18 protein-coding genes are annotated in these 15,240 nt (G+C 60.0%); 12 read left to right on the forward strand and 6 right to left on the reverse strand.

The window, feature by feature from the left end; translation table 11 throughout:
- Positions 1-5 precede the first annotated feature (5 nt).
- Both RGCCGE502_RS22015 and RGCCGE502_RS22020 read left to right on the forward strand, forming a co-directional pair.
- Positions 6-602, forward strand: coding sequence for a YqaA family protein (locus RGCCGE502_RS22015; RefSeq protein ID WP_016556406.1), 597 nt, complete (start codon positions 6-8; stop codon positions 600-602).
- Between the two features lie 22 nt (positions 603-624).
- Entirely contained in the window at positions 625-1,131 is a 507-nt protein-coding gene (locus RGCCGE502_RS22020) for a disulfide bond formation protein B (RefSeq protein ID WP_016556407.1), read from the forward strand.
- Positions 1,132-1,152: 21 nt separating this feature from the next.
- Here RGCCGE502_RS22020 and RGCCGE502_RS22025 read toward each other — a convergent pair whose 3' ends face one another.
- Positions 1,153-1,710 carry an HNH endonuclease gene (locus RGCCGE502_RS22025; protein WP_007790722.1) on the reverse strand — a complete coding sequence of 186 codons (558 nt, stop codon included), beginning with the start codon at positions 1,708-1,710 and terminating at the stop codon, positions 1,153-1,155.
- 110 nt (positions 1,711-1,820) lie between these two features.
- Positions 1,821-2,507, reverse strand: coding sequence for a DNA-3-methyladenine glycosylase family protein (locus RGCCGE502_RS22030; RefSeq protein ID WP_040675442.1), 687 nt, complete (start codon positions 2,505-2,507; stop codon positions 1,821-1,823).
- On the opposite strand from RGCCGE502_RS22030, the gene gluQRS reads away from it, so the two are divergent.
- Entirely contained in the window at positions 2,506-3,387 is an 882-nt protein-coding gene (gene gluQRS, locus RGCCGE502_RS22035; protein WP_016556409.1) for a tRNA glutamyl-Q(34) synthetase GluQRS, read from the forward strand. The two genes, RGCCGE502_RS22030 and gluQRS, sit on opposite strands and share 2 nt — an antisense overlap.
- Here the strand turns inward: gluQRS and RGCCGE502_RS22040 are convergent.
- Positions 3,352-4,266 carry a YihY/virulence factor BrkB family protein gene (locus tag RGCCGE502_RS22040; RefSeq protein WP_016556410.1) on the reverse strand — a complete coding sequence of 305 codons (915 nt, stop codon included), beginning with the start codon at positions 4,264-4,266 and terminating at the stop codon, positions 3,352-3,354. The genes gluQRS and RGCCGE502_RS22040 overlap by 36 nt on opposite strands.
- 77 nt (positions 4,267-4,343) lie before the next feature.
- Between RGCCGE502_RS22040 and RGCCGE502_RS22045 the strand changes: the two genes are divergently transcribed.
- The 7 genes from RGCCGE502_RS22045 (at position 4,344) to RGCCGE502_RS22075 (ending at position 9,740) form a co-directional block, all read left to right on the forward strand.
- Positions 4,344-5,177, forward strand: a complete 834-nt coding sequence (locus tag RGCCGE502_RS22045) for an SDR family oxidoreductase (protein ID WP_016556411.1) — start codon at positions 4,344-4,346, stop codon at positions 5,175-5,177.
- A gap of 20 nt (positions 5,178-5,197) precedes the next feature.
- Positions 5,198-5,401 (forward strand): twin transmembrane helix small protein, encoded by a 204-nt coding sequence (locus tag RGCCGE502_RS22050; protein ID WP_007790735.1) that lies wholly within the window; start codon positions 5,198-5,200, stop codon positions 5,399-5,401.
- Positions 5,402-5,424: 23 nt separating this feature from the next.
- Positions 5,425-6,003 carry a cob(I)yrinic acid a,c-diamide adenosyltransferase gene (locus RGCCGE502_RS22055; protein WP_016556412.1) on the forward strand — a complete coding sequence of 193 codons (579 nt, stop codon included), beginning with the start codon at positions 5,425-5,427 and terminating at the stop codon, positions 6,001-6,003.
- Between the two features lie 43 nt (positions 6,004-6,046).
- Positions 6,047-6,835: a rhomboid family intramembrane serine protease gene (locus RGCCGE502_RS22060; RefSeq protein WP_016556413.1), complete on the forward strand. Its 789-nt coding sequence runs from the start codon at positions 6,047-6,049 to the stop codon at positions 6,833-6,835.
- Between the two features lie 171 nt (positions 6,836-7,006).
- The gene (locus tag RGCCGE502_RS22065) at positions 7,007-7,756 is read left to right on the forward strand and encodes an electron transfer flavoprotein subunit beta/FixA family protein (RefSeq protein WP_016556414.1); all 750 of its coding nucleotides are present in this window, start codon (positions 7,007-7,009) and stop codon (positions 7,754-7,756) included.
- Between the two features lie 25 nt (positions 7,757-7,781).
- A complete protein-coding gene (locus RGCCGE502_RS22070) occupies positions 7,782-8,711 on the forward strand; it encodes an electron transfer flavoprotein subunit alpha/FixB family protein (protein ID WP_016556415.1) in 930 nt (309 codons plus the stop codon).
- Between the two features lie 147 nt (positions 8,712-8,858).
- The gene (locus tag RGCCGE502_RS22075) at positions 8,859-9,740 is read left to right on the forward strand and encodes a 3-hydroxybutyryl-CoA dehydrogenase (RefSeq protein WP_016556416.1); all 882 of its coding nucleotides are present in this window, start codon (positions 8,859-8,861) and stop codon (positions 9,738-9,740) included.
- Between the two features lie 728 nt (positions 9,741-10,468).
- Here the strand turns inward: RGCCGE502_RS22075 and RGCCGE502_RS22080 are convergent.
- The 3 genes from RGCCGE502_RS22080 to RGCCGE502_RS22090 all read right to left on the reverse strand — a co-directional run bounded on the left by RGCCGE502_RS22080 (position 10,469) and on the right by RGCCGE502_RS22090 (position 13,846).
- Positions 10,469-11,995, reverse strand: a complete 1,527-nt coding sequence (locus tag RGCCGE502_RS22080; protein ID WP_016556417.1) for a DUF1254 domain-containing protein — start codon at positions 11,993-11,995, stop codon at positions 10,469-10,471.
- A gap of 167 nt (positions 11,996-12,162) precedes the next feature.
- On the reverse strand, positions 12,163-13,122 hold the full coding sequence (locus RGCCGE502_RS22085; protein WP_016556418.1) for a DUF2332 domain-containing protein: 960 nt from the start codon (positions 13,120-13,122) through the stop codon (positions 12,163-12,165).
- Positions 13,123-13,402: 280 nt separating this feature from the next.
- Complete coding sequence (locus RGCCGE502_RS22090) at positions 13,403-13,846, reverse strand: SRPBCC family protein (protein ID WP_016556419.1); 444 nt, start codon at positions 13,844-13,846, stop codon at positions 13,403-13,405.
- A 290-nt stretch (positions 13,847-14,136) separates the two neighbouring features.
- Between RGCCGE502_RS22090 and RGCCGE502_RS22095 the strand changes: the two genes are divergently transcribed.
- Together RGCCGE502_RS22095 and RGCCGE502_RS22100 are read left to right on the forward strand one after the other, a co-directional pair.
- Positions 14,137-14,559, forward strand: coding sequence for a cysteine rich repeat-containing protein (locus RGCCGE502_RS22095; protein ID WP_016556420.1), 423 nt, complete (start codon positions 14,137-14,139; stop codon positions 14,557-14,559).
- 4 nt (positions 14,560-14,563) lie between these two features.
- Positions 14,564-15,145, forward strand: coding sequence for an OmpA family protein (locus tag RGCCGE502_RS22100; protein WP_016556421.1), 582 nt, complete (start codon positions 14,564-14,566; stop codon positions 15,143-15,145).
- The last annotated feature ends 95 nt before the right edge of the window (positions 15,146-15,240 follow it).

Here is a 15,240-nt window from a genome sequence, read left to right on the forward strand (position 1 = left end):
TTGGAATGCTCCGCAGACTCTACGACTGGACCATGTCTCTCGCCGCCCGGAAATCGGCCGAAGTCTGGCTCGCCGTTATCGCCTTCGTTGAAAGTTCCGTCTTTCTCGTTCCCGCCGACGTTCTCTATTTGCCAATGGCTCTCGCCAAGCCGGAACGTGCCTATCGCTATGCGTTGGTCGCGACCGTTGCCTCCGTCCTTGGCGGCATCGCCGGCTGGGCGCTCGGCTATTATGCCTACGATGCAATCGCGCGTCCCGTTCTGGAATTCTATGGCAAGCTCGATGCCTTCGAGCAGTTGAGGCTCTATATCCACGACGAGTGGGAAATTCTCCTGCTGCTGCTGGTGACCTCAGGCTTGGCGCATCTGCCGCCGATCAAGGTGGTGACGATCCTTGCCGGCGTCATTCACATGAATCTCGGCTTCTTCATCATTTCGGCGATCGTGGCACGCGGCGCGCGCTTCTTCTTCCTCGCCTGGCTATTGCGCCGCTACGGCGAGCCGATCCGTCATTTCATTGAAAAGCGCCTGGGGCAGGTCGCAGGCATTGTTGCCGCCGTCGCCATCGCCCTGGGGATCGCCTATAAACTGCTTGCTCACTGAGCCCTTTGCGCGGAGTCCATACATGTCGCTTTCCCTTGCACGCCCAGTCATCGGCTATTCGCTGGCACTCGCGTTCGGCATGGCGGTGGTGGTCGGCACCGCGCTCGGCTTCCAGTATCTCGGCGGCTATATTCCCTGCGCCCTCTGCCTGTTGCAGCGCCAGCCCTATTACTACGGCATTCCGATCGCGATCCTTGGCGCAATCGCCTCCGCTGTCGGCCTTCCGAGCTGGATCGGCCGTGCGTTCCTGCTCGCCGCCGGTATTCTCATGATCGTCGGAGCCGGCATGGGCGTTTACCATGCCGGCGTCGAGTGGCAGTTTTGGGAAGGGCCGGCGACCTGTTCGACCACGGCAGGCAGCATGACGCAGAACGCCGGTGACCTGTTGGGCGAACTGAACAGCATCAAGGGGCCGTCCTGCACTGACGCCGCGCTGCGCGTCCTCGGCCTGTCCTTCGCGGGCTGGAACGTGATTGCAAGCCTCATCCTTGCGGCATTCGCCTTCATCGGCGTCCGCAAGACAGCTTGAGCCTTTCCGATTCGAGACTGATCAGGGCTGCAGTTCGCTATCCCAGTACAGATAGTCGAGCCAGCTGTCGTGCAGGTAGTTCGGCGGGAAAAGCCGGCCGTTATTGTGCAGATCCTGCACCGTCGGCTGGTACGGCTTCTGATTCGGGAACATGCCAGCCTGCTTCGGCAGCTTGCTGCCTTTTCTGAGGTTGCAGGGAGAGCAGGCCGCAACGACGTTCTGCCACGTCGTCTCGCCGCCATGGGCACGTGGAATGACGTGATCGAACGTCAGGTCGTCATGCTCACCACAATACTGGCATTCGAACTTGTCGCGCAGGAACACGTTGAAGCGGGTGAACGCCGGATTGCGGGAAGGCTGGACGTAGGTCTTGAGGCAGACGACGCTCGGGAGCCGCATCGAAAAGCTCGGCGAGGACACCGAATGTTCGTATTCTGCAATGATGTTCACACGGTCGAGAAATACCGCCTTGATCGCGTCCTGCCAGGACCACAGCGACAAGGGGTAATAACTCAGGGGCCTGTAGTCAGCGTTCAGGACGAGCGCCGGCAGGGCCTGTGGGGAGACTGCAATCGTCAAGGGACTCTCCTGATCGATTCGGCATCTGCCCTCTTATATTAGGCCGGTTGTGACGGCATTGTGAAGTCTAATAAATTCAGGCATCAATCCTGTTGTTCAAGCACTGCAGTTCAGTCGATCGGCAATATGCCGCGACCGAGCTTGACGGCATAATAGGCCCAGAAAAGCCTTGCCGCGACCGAGCGCCATGGCGACCATGCACGAGCCAGCGAGGCAAGTTCGCGGGGCGGTGGGCGAACCCCGAGACCGAATGCCGCAGCCACGGCGTTCTGCAAAGCGACGTCACCGGATGGAAATACGTCCGCATGGCCGCCGCAAAACATCAGATAAACCTCGGCGGTCCAGGGACCGACGCCCTTGAGAGCTGTCAGCTCTGCCAGCGCCACCTCGGGCGGCAACGCAGAGAGCGCCAGCAGATCGAGGCGACCGGAAGCCACTGCCTCGGCAATGCGCGCAAGCGTTTCGGCCTTGGCGCGCGAAAGGCCGAACTCCCGCCATGCGTCGGGATGAAGAAGCACATAGTTGTCGGCGGTCAGCAAGCCTTCGGCTGGCTGCATCCGCTTCCAGATCGCTTCGGCGCTGGCGCGCGACACCATTTGCGAGACGATGATGTGCGCAAGCCCCTCAAAACCGGGCTCACGCAGCCGCAAGGGAAGCGGCCCGGCCTCGACTGCAATGGTAGAAAGCCGCGGGTCGAGGCGAAGTAGGCTCTCCAGCCCTTCTCTCACATCGTCGTCACTGCGAATGATCAACACGCTTCCTCGCGATCCCCCCGAATCCGTGGCAGAAGAAACCATGACCGCGATTCCCCGTCAAAAGCCTGTCTTTCGTTTTGCACCAAGCCCCAATGGCCCACTGCATCTTGGCCACGCCCTGTCGGCCTTTCTCAACCAAGACATGGCGGCATTGCCGGGTGGACGTTTCCTGCTGCGCATAGAAGACATCGACCTGACGCGCTGTACACCCGAATTGGAAGCGGGCATCTACGCCGATCTTGAATGGCTCGGTATCGACTGGGAGCGCCCGGTGCGGCGTCAGTCGGAGCATTTCGCAGAATACCAGACGGCACTCGACAACCTGATCGGCCGCGGCCTCGCCTATCCGTCGTTCATGACGCGGGGCGACATCAAGGCGCGGGTTTCTGCCGCCGAAGCGACCGGCAAACCTTGGGCGCGCGACCCGGACGGCTCGCCGCTCTATCCGCCCGACGATCGTGAGCGCTCCGCGCTCGACCGTCAGCAACTGCTCGCATCCGGCACGAAGCACGCCTGGCGTCTCGATATGGCGAAGGCTTTGACGGCTGCGGGCAGCGCCATTTCCTGGGAGGAGACAGGAGACGGTGACCGTGGCCGGATCGCTGCAGATCCTGGTGCTTGGGGAGACGTCATCCTGTCGCGGTCGGACGCGCCGTCGAGCTACCATCTCTCGGTCGTTCTTGACGACGCCCTGCAAGAGGTCACCCACGTGGTCCGCGGGCTCGATCTCTTTCATTCGACATCCGTGCATCGACTGCTGCAGACCCTGCTTGGCCTGCCGGCGCCAATCTATCATCATCATCGGCTGATCACCGATGACGACGGACGCAAGCTTTCGAAGAGCCACAACGACACGGGGATTGCCGAGCTTCGCGAGCGCGGCCTGTCACCCGCCGATATCCGCCGCCTTGTGGGGCTTTGAGGTCTTGCCCTGCCCGCCGCCCAAAAAATTGCTCTTGAAGATCGCACGCACTCGGAACTTCAGGAGCGCGGCATTGAGCTCTGCACCGATGATGAAGATGACGCCGACCATATAAAGAAAGATCAGAACGATCATGACAGATGCCAGGCCGGCGTAGGTCGCGGTGTAGTTGGCGAAGGTCGCCAGGTAGTAGGCGAAGATCAGTGCCCCTGCCAACCAGAGCAGGAGCGTCACTAGGACTCCCGGCACTACGTCGAACACGCGCCGACGCCCCGCCGGCAGCCACAGATGCACGACGAAGAGGCCGACGGTCAGCATGAACAGCGTACCGTAGACGCGCCAGCTGAAGACAACCTCCAGCGTATCGGCAAAGAGCGGGAACCACTGACGCGCATAATCGAGGGCAAGCGGCACGGCGACGAGAAGGATGCTGACGGCGGCAAAAATGATGACCGCGATGACGACATAGCCAAGGCTTGCAAGGCGAGTGATGTACCATGGCCGCGTTTCCTGGACGCGGTAGGCGCGGTTGAGCGAGATTCGCAGGGCCTCCACGCCGTTCGAGGCGAAGTAGGCCGCCGCCAGCACGGACACGGTGAGCAGGCCGCCGCGCGGTACCGTCAGAACCTGAATCACCTGATCGACGAGCGGCTTTGCGATCGCCTCAGGCCAGGTATCGAAGATCAGATGTATCGCCCTATCGGAAAACTGATCGGCCCCCAGGAAGGTCGCCAATGTTGTTCCGAAAATAAGGAACGGAAAGACCGCAAGGAGCGTGGACAACGCGACATGGCTCGCCATCGCGAAGCCGTCGTCCTCTATAAGGTGGCAGATAGCATCGTAGACCACATCATAGAAGATGCGCATTATCTTCGGCATTGCGTCTCCCGGCTTTCGTCGTTGTATCGCCCGTTCGAATATGGGAAACCACTCCCATTTTGTACAGGAATCATTCCATGTCGGATCAGCGCACTATCATCGTGACAGGATGCTCTTCCGGCATCGGCGCGCACTGCGCCCGCGCGCTGAAAGCCGATGGCTGGCGGGTCTTCGCGACCGTACGCAAGTTTGATGACTTGGCATCGCTCGAAGCCGACGGCATCGAAGCGCTCCGTATGGACTATACCCGCCCCGATACGATCTCGGATCTTGTGCGCGATGTGGTGGCGCGAACTGGCGGACGCATCGACGCGCTGTTCAACAACGGCGCCTATGGGCAGCCCGGCGCCGTCGAAGACCTACCAACGGATGCCCTGCGCGCCCAGTTCGAAACGAACGTCTTCGGCTGGCATGAGTTGACGCGGCAGGTCGTACCGCTGATGCGCAAGCGCGGCCAGGGCAGGATTGTGCAGTGCTCGTCAATCCTCGGCGTCGTGCCGTATCGCTTCCGCGGTGCCTACACCGCCTCCAAGTTCGCGCTTGAAGGCCTCAGCATCAGCCTTCGCATGGAGCTGCAGGGCACCGGTATTCATGTGAGCCTGATCGAACCCGGGCCGATTGCCTCCCGCTTCACGGCAAACGCACTCGCAAAGATCAATGAACACATCGACGTCAAGAACTCGGTGCATGCGGCAGATTACCGCCGTCAGCTTGCACGCCTTGACGGCTCGGGCCGTCCTAACCGACATAAGCTTGGTCCGGACGCCGTTTATGCCGTGCTGAAGCACGCATTGAACTCCAGCAATCCGAAACCACATTACCCCGTAACCACGCCGGCAAAGCAGGGCATGGTGCTGAAGAGGCTGCTGCCTGCTGACCTTTTCTACCGCCTGATGCGCTGGGTGGACTGATCAAGAAAGCCAAAGCCAGCATGTCCACGGTCACCTATATCCTCGCGATCATCGTCATGGGCATCGTCGCCCTCGTGTTGATTCGCGGCCTCTTCAACATGATGAAGGGCGGCAATCCGAACCTTTCCAACAAGCTGATGCAGCTGCGCGTGCTGCTTCAGGCGATCGCCGTGCTCCTGATCATGCTGACGCTCTGGCTGACCGGTGGCGGTCGCCCTAGCTAAAGCGGGGAAGAGAGGGGATAGGCATGGTAAGGCTCAACAAGATCTACACCAAGACTGGCGATGACGGCACCACTGCGCTGGTTTCCGGGCCGCGTCGGCTGAAATACGATCTGCGCGTCGAAGCCTACGGGACGATCGATGAAGCCAACTCCGCGATCGGCGTTGCGCGCCTGCATATGCAGGGCATGCCGGTCCTGGAGCGGATGCTGATGTTGATCCAGAACGACCTCTTCGACCTCGGCGCGGACCTTGCGACGCCCGACGATGGCAAGCCGCCGGCACACGAGCCGCTGCGCATCGTCGATAGCCAGGTCGCACGCATCGAGAGTGACATTGATGAGTTGAACGCGGACCTGCAGCCTTTGAAGTCTTTCGTGCTGCCGGGTGGTCACTCAGCCGCGGCACACCTTCATCTCGCCCGCACGATCGCACGCCGGGCCGAGCGGCTGATGGTCGAGCTTGCACGTACCGACGGCGAAGTCGTCAGTGAAGCCGCATTGAAATACGTCAACCGCGTTTCCGACTTCCTATTCGTCGCCGCCCGCCATGCCAATGACCGCGGGCACGCGGATGTGCTTTGGGTTCCGGGAAAAAACAGGTAGGTTCGTCCGCGACTATGTGACGCGAACGCCGGGGGCAGGCTTCATGTTCATACCGCTGCACGATGCCAATACGCTAAAGCATATCAAGGTCCAATGGGTGACGATGGCGCTGATCGCGGTGGACTTCGCGATTTGGCTATTCACCGGGGTCGTCGCCAGTCAGTCCGTGTCGCAGGCGACGATTGTCGGCCTGGGTTACATTCCTGCGGTGTCCTTTCATCACGCAACGCTGGCGCCGGCGCTGGCCCTCATCCCTGAACCACTGACCTACATTACCTACTCCTTCGTGCATTCCGGTTTCTGGCATCTTGCGCCAAACATGCTCTTCCTTTGGGTCTTCGGCGATAATGTCGAAGACGCGATGGGGCATTTCCGCTTTCTTGTCTTTTATCTGCTTTGCGCGGCTGTCGGCGCCCTCGTCCATGGGCTTGTAGGGCCGACGTCGGAAGCGCCGCTTGTAGGCGCCTCAGGCGCGATCTCCGGCGTGGTCACCGCCTACGTCGTCTTGCATCCCCGCGTGAAAGTCTGGGTATTGGTGCTGATGCGCGTACCGCTGCCGTTGCCGGCCTTCGTCCCGTTGCTTCTGTGGATCGGCCAGCAGTTCGTCATGCTGGTGCTGGAGCCAAACGGCGGCATTTCCTGGGGCGCGCATGTCGGCGGCATCGTCGCCGGTGGCGTTCTGGTTCTTGTCATGCGCCGCCGCGGCGTTCCGCTTTTCGATCGCGAAGTCGTCATGCCCAGGGCCGTCAGGGACCGGCCGACGCCCAACCCGGCAATGGTCGCGGTACCTGGCCAACCGCTACGTCCGCGGCTGCCCTGGGATAAGCCATGACCCCATTATTGACGTGAACGTAAAGGTAATATACTCACGGGATCAATTTGCCATTCTGCGGCATGTGAGCGTTGTGTTTGGAGGAAAAACGCGTATCCATGTCGCCATTCGACAATCGGAGCAGCGCCGAAACGCGCATTTTCTTGGCGAAAGAGTTGAAGGAAGGACCCCATGAAAATTCTCGTCCCCGTCAAGCGGGTGGTTGACTACAACGTGAAGATCCGCGTGAAGCCGGATGGCACAGGCGTCGAGCTCGCGAATGTGAAGATGTCGATGAACCCGTTCGACGAGATCTCGGTGGAGGAGGCGCTGCGGCTGAAGGAAGCCGGCAAGGCCGAGGAAGTCGTTGTCGTGTCGATCGGTCCTGCCAAGTCTGAAGAGACGCTGCGCACAGCCCTCGCCATGGGCGCGGACCGGGCGATCCTGGTCGAGACCGACGATGCCGTCGAGCCGCTCGCCGTTGCCAAGATCCTGAAGGGCGTCGCCGACGCCGAACAGCCGGGTCTTGTCATCGTTGGCAAGCAGGCGATCGACGACGATTCCAACCAGACCGGCCAGATGCTGGCGGCACTGCTTGGCACAGCGCAGGCAACCTTCGCCTCGAAGATCGAGATCGGTGATGGCAAGGCAACCGTGACGCGCGAAGTCGACGGCGGTCTGCAGACCATCGACGTCAAGCTCCCGGCCGTGGTCACCACTGATCTCCGCCTCAACGAGCCACGCTACGCTTCGCTGCCGAACATCATGAAGGCGAAGAAGAAGCCGCTCGACAAGAAGGCTCCTGCCGATTTCGGCGTCTCCACCGCGCCTCGCCTGAAGGTCTTGAAGACCGAAGAGCCGTCCGGCCGCAAGGCGGGCATCAAGGTCAAGTCGGTCGCCGAGCTGGTCGAAAAGCTGAAGACCGAAGCCGGCGTCCTCTAGGGCTCGAGAAAGGGAGATTACATCCATGGCCATTCTTCTTCTGGCTGACCACGACGGCAGCCACCTTTCCGACCAGACCGCCAAGACGCTGACGGCGGCATCGAAGATCGGCGGCGACGTCACCATCCTCGTCGCCGGTGCCGGCGCCAAGGCTGCAGCCGAACAAGCTGCCAAGCTTTCCGGTGTCGCCAAGGTGCTGATTGCCGAGGACGCAAGCCTTGCCAACAACCTCGCCGAACCCCTGGCGGCCGTGATCGTTTCACTCGCGGCAAGCTATGACACGCTCATCGCCGCCGCCACCTCGACCGGCAAGAACGTCATGCCGCGCGTTGCCGCCCTGCTCGACGTCGCCCAGGTCTCGGAAATCATTGAAGTGGTCTCGGCCGACACCTTCAAGCGACCGATCTATGCCGGCAATGCCATCCAGACGGTACAGGCGACCGACGCCAAGAAGGTCATAACCGTGCGCACTGCCTCCTTCGCCGCCGCTGCCGAAGGCGGTTCCGCCGCGGTTGAGACCGTCGCGGCTGCTGCCAATCCCGGTCTGTCGACCTTCGTCAAGGACGCACTGTCGGCCTCCGACCGTCCGGAACTGACCTCGGCGAAGATCATCATCTCCGGTGGCCGTGCCCTCGGCTCGGCCGAGAAGTTCAAGGAGGTCATCCTGCCGGTCGCCGACAAGCTCGGGGCCGCCGTTGGCGCAAGCCGCGCCGCCGTCGATGCCGGCTACGCCCCGAACGACTGGCAGGTCGGGCAGACCGGCAAGGTGGTTGCACCTGACCTTTACATCGCCTGCGGCATCTCCGGTGCCATCCAGCATCTCGCCGGCATGAAGGATTCGAAGGTCATCGTCGCCATCAACAAGGACGAAGAGGCGCCGATCTTCCAGGTCGCCGACTACGGCCTCGTCGCCGATCTGTTCGATGCCCTACCGGAACTGCAGAAGGCCCTTTGAAACGAGCAGATGCCTTCATTTCGCACTTGCGAATGACTGGAAAATTATCTTTTTAAGGGCTACTACTTCTGCCGGGCGATCATTCGTCCGGCAGTTTTGCTAGAAAATGCGGCGGCGCGGCGGCGCATGCCGAGCGGGGGTTTGGAGATGAATGCGGTGTTGAAAACGGTTGGTATAATCGGCGCGGGCCAGATGGGTTGCGGCATCGCACAGGTTTCGGCAACGGCCGGCTACAAGGTCCAAATCTACGATCTCTCCGACGAACGCGTCCAGCACGGTCTCGCCACCATCAATGGCAACCTCGCCCGCCACGTAACGAGTGGCAAGATGACGGACGACGAGCGCTCCGCCACGCTTTCCCTGATTTCAGGCTCCTCCGACCTCAACGATCTCGCCGCCTGCGATCTGGTGATCGAAGCAGCAACCGAAGACGAAAGCGTCAAGCGCAAGATCTATGCCCAGGTCTGTCCGGTCCTGAAGCCGGAAGCAATCCTCGCCACCAACACATCCTCGCTCTCGATCACCCGGCTTGCCTCAACCACCGATCGGCCCGAACACTTCATGGGCATCCATTTCATGAATCCGGTTCCGGTCATGAAACTCGTGGAACTTGTTCGCGGCATCGCGACCGACGAGGTGACCTTCGCGACAGCCAAGGAATTCGTCGCATCGCTGGAAAAGACCGTGACGGTCGCCGAGGACTTCCCGGCTTTCATCGTCAACCGCATCCTGCTGCCGATGATCAACGAGGCAATCTACACGCTCTATGAGGGCGTCGGTACCGTCGATGCCATCGACACCGCCATGAAGCTCGGCGCCAACCACCCGATGGGACCGCTGCAGCTTGCCGATTTCATTGGTCTCGACACTTGCCTGTCGATCATGCAGGTGCTGCACGACGGCCTCGCCGACTCCAAATACCGCCCCTGCCCGCTACTGGTGAAGTATGTCGAGGCCGGCTGGCTCGGCCGCAAATCCGGCCGCGGCTTTTACGACTATCGCGGCGAGACGCCGATCCCGACGCGCTAAGCGACACGAACGCTCCATTCGCTTGCCGAGTCTTCGGCTTCGGGCACGTCAGGAGACTGGCGAGCGTACACGGCTTCATTTCCGCACGGCGCCAATGCGTGCGGTTTCAAAGAGCAGTCCGGAGAGCCCACGCAAATGCGGAACCTCACTGGGTTGGTTTTATGGTGGCTCCGCATTTGCGTGGCCTTCGGCGTTCTTCGAGACTTCCGCTCCCTTCAGATGATCGCCTCGTCTCGCTGCGCCCGGGCGTTTTCGCCGGACTTGCATGGCTGAACCAAAAGGGATGCTGGAACATCCGGGGGAGACTTGTAACGGCAGCGGGTTTGACCCCGATGCCCGGCTTTCACCTCCCCGCGTTCGACTGCACGTTACAGCCTGGCACAGGGCGCCGGCTCCCGCCTGCCCGCGAACGTCTCGCGAAACACTCCGGCGACGGAAGCGGGACGATTGTAGGCATGGAGATGAAGGGTGGGGAAATGGCACGTCCTAAGTGGTTGATATGATTTATGCCACAGGCCGTTTTGTGCCGTTGCCGCTGGTTTGGATCCCTATTTTTCCTTTCAGATGCCGTTGGCGAGGCGGACAGAGCTTGTCCGCACCACGCGACGCTATCTGTTCGGGCATATGTTTTCGATGGGGCGGGGCTGCCGCCTGTTAGGCGCAAAAGCCGCTGCCCTGCATGACGCTTTGGGCCGAGGGCCGTCACGGCGCAGGAGCACCAGATGCGGTCATCCGGCCAACTCGAAATCGGGCAATTTGAACGTCTTATTGTTGAATGCGTCGGTAGGTCCGTAGAAACGGATGGCTGGCAGCGGCCTTTTGTCTGCCGTCGGTATCCAGTTCGCCTCGAGGCCGTCGGGCGCCTTCGGACCGACGTAGATGCTCACGCCCCCATTGGCGTTCTTCTTCATCTTATCGAGATCGTAAGATGACAGGGTCGTTCGCTCCAGATCGCTGTAGATGAAAGACATCGTAGCCCTGTCATAGACCGTCAGCGCCCAGAACTGCTTCACGGGCATGTCGGCGGGGAGGTCGAGTTTATAGAGCTTGCCTGCCTCCAAGAACTGCCCGTCCTTGTCAGCCATTGCCATCATGTACTGAGTCGCGGGTGTGTCGCTCAGCATCTTCGGCATGTAGGTGCACCAGAAGTATTCGGCTGCACGTGGGATGAGGTCGATATAGTCGTCGTAGATAAATGAGAAGGTTTTGTTGTTATCGGCTTGCAGCAGCGAGACGTAGTGTCGGTCCGGCCAATAGCGCATGGAGTCCGGCGTGTGGTCGAACCAATCCTGAAGGTAGAACCAGACGTCAATCGCCGCCTGATGCATCGCGCGCTTGGCCGTATCATCCGGTGCGAAGGGCTTGCCCTTTTCGATACCAAGCGACTTCAACATCCCCATCATGACCTTATCGTGCTCTCTGACAGGCTCGACGCTCATGATGGCATGCATGTCCTCGAAGTGCCGCTCATCGTAGAACGGCAAGGTCGGGTAACGCTGGTTGATCGGATCGACGAACTTCTGTTGAGGCGGGCTGCTTGCCTCGCTGAGATAGTACATACGGAGCCGCTTTGCATATGCATAGGCGTCGGCGGTCGTCTTGCCCGCCGCCGGTACCGAGCGGAACGCAAAAGCAACGCGATAGTTCGGCGAGACCACCTGAATGTATTCGTCCGGTATCGGGTCAGTGTAACCTGGCGGCGTGAATAGCAGCTTTCCACCCTTGCCCTGATCGACGCCAGCCGGGCCAACATCCGCTATGGTGAACTGCCAAGCATCGACAACCTGACCGTAGAGACTCCCGTCCGGCCCCGCCACGGGTACCTCAAGAACCACAGGTCCCTTTTGCAGGTCCGTGAACGCGGAAATATAGGGCGTGGTACTGTTCGCGGTGATGGCTTCAAGCTTTGGCGTTGCGACCGCCGAATAGGCAATGATGTCGTTGTCCTTCATGTCGAGGTCCGTGAAGGCGGCACGGCGAAATGCATAAATCGCAATCGCAGGCATATTCCAGAGGACCGCCTCGAACGCACGCTGGTATTTGATCTGGTAGTCGAAATCCCTAACCGAAGGCGTTGAGCCTTTTGCGGGCTGTCCGCCTAATGTGTTCTGTCCATCCTGAGCAAGACTTAGGGTCGGCGATGCAAGCGTCGGGACGGCTGCGGCTAATGCCGCAATCGACGCGGTAGTCGCACTTTGCTTCAACAGTTCACGTCGGTTGACAAACCACTGTGCGATGAACTCACTGCTCGACATCACATCTTCTCCATGCCCTGTCTCGACGTCACGGTAACTGACGCCGATTATTGACTTGAGGGAAGTACGTTACTGTAAATCGTAGCGTTAAAGTCCGCTTCGGGCCGATAGCTGACATTGACACACGACTGCTGTGCGCCCGCGATCGATCGTTGCCGGACAACAAATCAAATCCAGCTAAGCTCTTGGCCATGAGGTGCGCACCACGCCTGGGGTTCACCGTTGACGCTCAACAGGAACATATCTTCGCGTAGCGCTCCCGCTTTTGCAGCAAGTTCCGGGAACACCGTCGGACTTTCGTTAGAGAGCCACACTGCCCTCGTCCCGATCAGGCTACGCGCAAAGTTATCGCGGTCGTCCTGGCTGGAGACATAGCCCAATACAGCGGTATGGAACACCACCACCGTTGCATCCCGCGGGGCTTCATCGAGTAGCGATCCGAGATCGGTTCGCAGATCCCCGGCGACGATGCGCGGCTTGTTTTCGCGAGCGAGGCGCATCGCCCTGCGCAGGCGTGATAGTCGTTCATGATGCTCAGGCCACACGAGGTTCTCCAACCATCGCACATCGTCGTCCTTGGAGACGTCCAGCGGATTTAGGTCCAACCCCGCCCTCCAGACAATCTCTGGATGCTGTTGCGGCAACGGAACCTCTTCCGAGACCCGGCAATTAAATATCGGAGCGATGCTTTGAAATGGCGCGGGTGGTTGCAGGTGCCGCCGACCCCAATCATAACCGTAGTAATCCGGGAGGAGGCAAAGCCCTGCGGATGTGCCGACTTCGATCAACGCCAGGGGGCCCTGCAAGCGTGCGAGTGAGGGCAGAAGGCCTGCGCACCTTCCCGGCTCGTTGGTTTGGGTCGTGCGCGTCATCATCACTGCGGTAACGGCATCGGAATGGTTGCTAACTGCATCTTCGAAGTCAACAGCCGAAGACGGCGTTCCCGTTACGAGGCGGACGGCGGCAAATAGAAGATTAGGTTGCTGCTTTTCCGGCGGCATACGAGACAGAAACGTCAGGATGTCGGGCGACTTAGCTACGTGGAGGGCAAGTTGTTCATAGAGGGCGGACCGTCCCGCAGCCTCCAGCCTGGCAAAACGGCGATAGCGCTCAGCGATGTCCTCCATGTCCGCTCCCTCGTCTGATCCAGACGGACGTTGCCCGATTGGACCAAGCCACACAAGCCCGCCGACGACGGATATCTACAATGGCGCAGGTTGCGCCGGAAGCGGGTCGACGCGATAGCCTGGCTTGTGGATTCCCGGCACAGTCCGCTCGATTGGAAGATGCAAGATCGGCTTGTCTAACGGCCGGTCGATGACGGCAGGCGGCGCCAGTTAAGCTCCGCCTTGCTTGTCGGCCTGGTTGCCAACCACGCAATCGACCCAAGCCCAGCACCTTCGAGGTCTACTCCTTGATATCGGGCTCGACGAGCTTCGCCAGGTTGCGAAGCGATTCCTGCCAACCGAGATAGCAAGCCTCCGGTGGAATAATGTCCGGCACTCCCGCCTGGACAATGTCGACTTCGGTGCCGACCGAGACTTTTCGAAAAGTGACGGTGACCTCCATTTCGCCGGGCAAGTTCGGATCGTCGAATTTGTCGGTGTAGCGTAGCTTCTCGCCCGGCGCCAATTCGAGATAGCTGCCCCCGAAAGAGTGGCTCCCACCGGTCGTGAAATTCCGGAACGACATCCGGTGTGTTCCGCCGACTTTCGCCTCCAAATGGTGGACAGTGCAGGTAAATCCATTGGGTGGAAGCCACTTGGCCAGCGCGTCCGGTTCCAGGAATGCGCGATAGACTTTCTCGGGACTGGTCGCCAGGACGCGGTGAAGACGTATCGTGTTGGGCATGACGTTCCTCCTTTGGATTGAACTCTGAGAACACGCATAGGACGAACCTGCTACGGTCAATCCGACAACTGGATTGAAATATTTGGCACCAGCCTGGGCCGGTCCATTCAGCAGCGCCGAGCAATGCATTCCATATCCGAGCAATGCATTCCATATCGTTGCCGAGCGAAACCGGCAAAGCGATCCCATCTTAGGGGGCGTTCTTTACAGTAATATACGTCCCAAATGATGCCATCTTATGCATGATCTGCGCGTTCAATCTCAATCCGACCTCACAGAAAGAGTGCGAAATGTTGAAACGCAATTTAACGGTGGCGATCGTCCTAGTTGCCTCCGCCTTTCACTCTGGAGCAGCGAGCGCCCAGACCTTGAGCTACGCAGACGCGGTGACGAAGCTGGCGGACGACTGCGGCGCTGACATCCAGAAGCTCTGCAAGGGGCTAAATCTCGGGAATGGGCGAATTGCAGATTGCCTGCAGCAGAACGCCGCCAAGGTGTCGGCAACTTGCAAGGGCTCGTTGAGCACCGCCTTCCAGTCGATCACCCAGCGCGAACATGCCCAGGTGTCGTACAAACAAGTCTGTCAGAGGGACATGTCGAAGAGCTGCTCCGGCATCATGGGTGACGGCTTTGTTCTCGCCTGCCTCGTCAAGAAGGAAAAGCGCGTCAGCAAGGAATGCAACCAGGTCATTACCGATGCGGGATGGAGATGAACCAATGAAGCGCATTTTTTCAAGCATGTCCCTGGCCATCGCCGTCGCGGTTCTCCTTCCCGGACTTGCCGCCGCACAGGAGGTGTCACAAGAGCGGATCGTCAAGGGACTGGGGAAACTGACGGCAGCGGCCCCTGCGGTCGATCTGGTGATTTTGCGCCAGGAGGCGATCAGCGGCGGAAACAAGCCGATGTCGGCACTTCCAAATTGGCAGCGGATCGCGAAGCTGCCGCAGATGATTGTCGAGATCAATTTCGAGAATGACTCCGTTTCCATTCAGCCGAAGTCTTACCGCACACTCGGGATGATCGCCGACGCGCTGCATCATCCAAACCTATGGGCCTACAATTTCCTCATTGTCGGTCACTCAAGCGCGACCGGCGATGAAAAGCACAATCTCGAGCTTAGTGAGCAACGTGCGGCGGCCATCAAGGAAGCCCTTTCGACAACCTTCGCAGTCGATCCTCAACGTCTCTACGCCGTCGGCGTTGGTGAACACTTGCCGATCGAAGGCACCGATGTGAACGGGTCGAACAACAGGCGCGTGCAACTCATCAATCTTGGGGTCTTCAAGAGCAAATCGTAGTCTGACAGGGACTGCACGGCGTCGAACGAAACGCCGTGCAGTCAGATGAACCGCTGCGGGGCGAAGGCGACAGCGCTTGAGGTACGAAGCCGACA

The sequence above is a fragment of the Rhizobium grahamii CCGE 502 genome, assembly GCF_000298315.2.
Classification (GTDB): Bacteria; Pseudomonadota; Alphaproteobacteria; order Rhizobiales; family Rhizobiaceae; genus Rhizobium; species Rhizobium grahamii.

Coding starts and splice junctions, on each gene's coding strand:
- RGCCGE502_RS22015 (WP_016556406.1), top strand. CDS start 6: ATGCTCCGCAGACTCTACGACTGGACCATGTCTCTCGCCGCCCGGAAA.
- RGCCGE502_RS22020 (WP_016556407.1), top strand. CDS start 625: ATGTCGCTTTCCCTTGCACGCCCAGTCATCGGCTATTCGCTGGCACTC.
- gluQRS (WP_016556409.1), top strand. CDS start 2,506: ATGACCGCGATTCCCCGTCAAAAGCCTGTCTTTCGTTTTGCACCAAGC.
- RGCCGE502_RS22030 (WP_040675442.1), bottom strand. CDS start 2,507: ATGGTTTCTTCTGCCACGGATTCGGGGGGATCGCGAGGAAGCGTGTTG.
- RGCCGE502_RS22040 (WP_016556410.1), bottom strand. CDS start 4,266: ATGCCGAAGATAATGCGCATCTTCTATGATGTGGTCTACGATGCTATC.
- RGCCGE502_RS22045 (WP_016556411.1), top strand. CDS start 4,344: ATGTCGGATCAGCGCACTATCATCGTGACAGGATGCTCTTCCGGCATC.
- RGCCGE502_RS22050 (WP_007790735.1), top strand. CDS start 5,198: ATGTCCACGGTCACCTATATCCTCGCGATCATCGTCATGGGCATCGTC.
- RGCCGE502_RS22055 (WP_016556412.1), top strand. CDS start 5,425: ATGGTAAGGCTCAACAAGATCTACACCAAGACTGGCGATGACGGCACC.
- RGCCGE502_RS22060 (WP_016556413.1), top strand. CDS start 6,047: ATGTTCATACCGCTGCACGATGCCAATACGCTAAAGCATATCAAGGTC.
- RGCCGE502_RS22065 (WP_016556414.1), top strand. CDS start 7,007: ATGAAAATTCTCGTCCCCGTCAAGCGGGTGGTTGACTACAACGTGAAG.
- RGCCGE502_RS22070 (WP_016556415.1), top strand. CDS start 7,782: ATGGCCATTCTTCTTCTGGCTGACCACGACGGCAGCCACCTTTCCGAC.
- RGCCGE502_RS22075 (WP_016556416.1), top strand. CDS start 8,859: ATGAATGCGGTGTTGAAAACGGTTGGTATAATCGGCGCGGGCCAGATG.
- RGCCGE502_RS22080 (WP_016556417.1), bottom strand. CDS start 11,995: ATGTCGAGCAGTGAGTTCATCGCACAGTGGTTTGTCAACCGACGTGAA.
- RGCCGE502_RS22085 (WP_016556418.1), bottom strand. CDS start 13,122: ATGGAGGACATCGCTGAGCGCTATCGCCGTTTTGCCAGGCTGGAGGCT.
- RGCCGE502_RS22090 (WP_016556419.1), bottom strand. CDS start 13,846: ATGCCCAACACGATACGTCTTCACCGCGTCCTGGCGACCAGTCCCGAG.
- RGCCGE502_RS22095 (WP_016556420.1), top strand. CDS start 14,137: ATGTTGAAACGCAATTTAACGGTGGCGATCGTCCTAGTTGCCTCCGCC.
- RGCCGE502_RS22100 (WP_016556421.1), top strand. CDS start 14,564: ATGAAGCGCATTTTTTCAAGCATGTCCCTGGCCATCGCCGTCGCGGTT.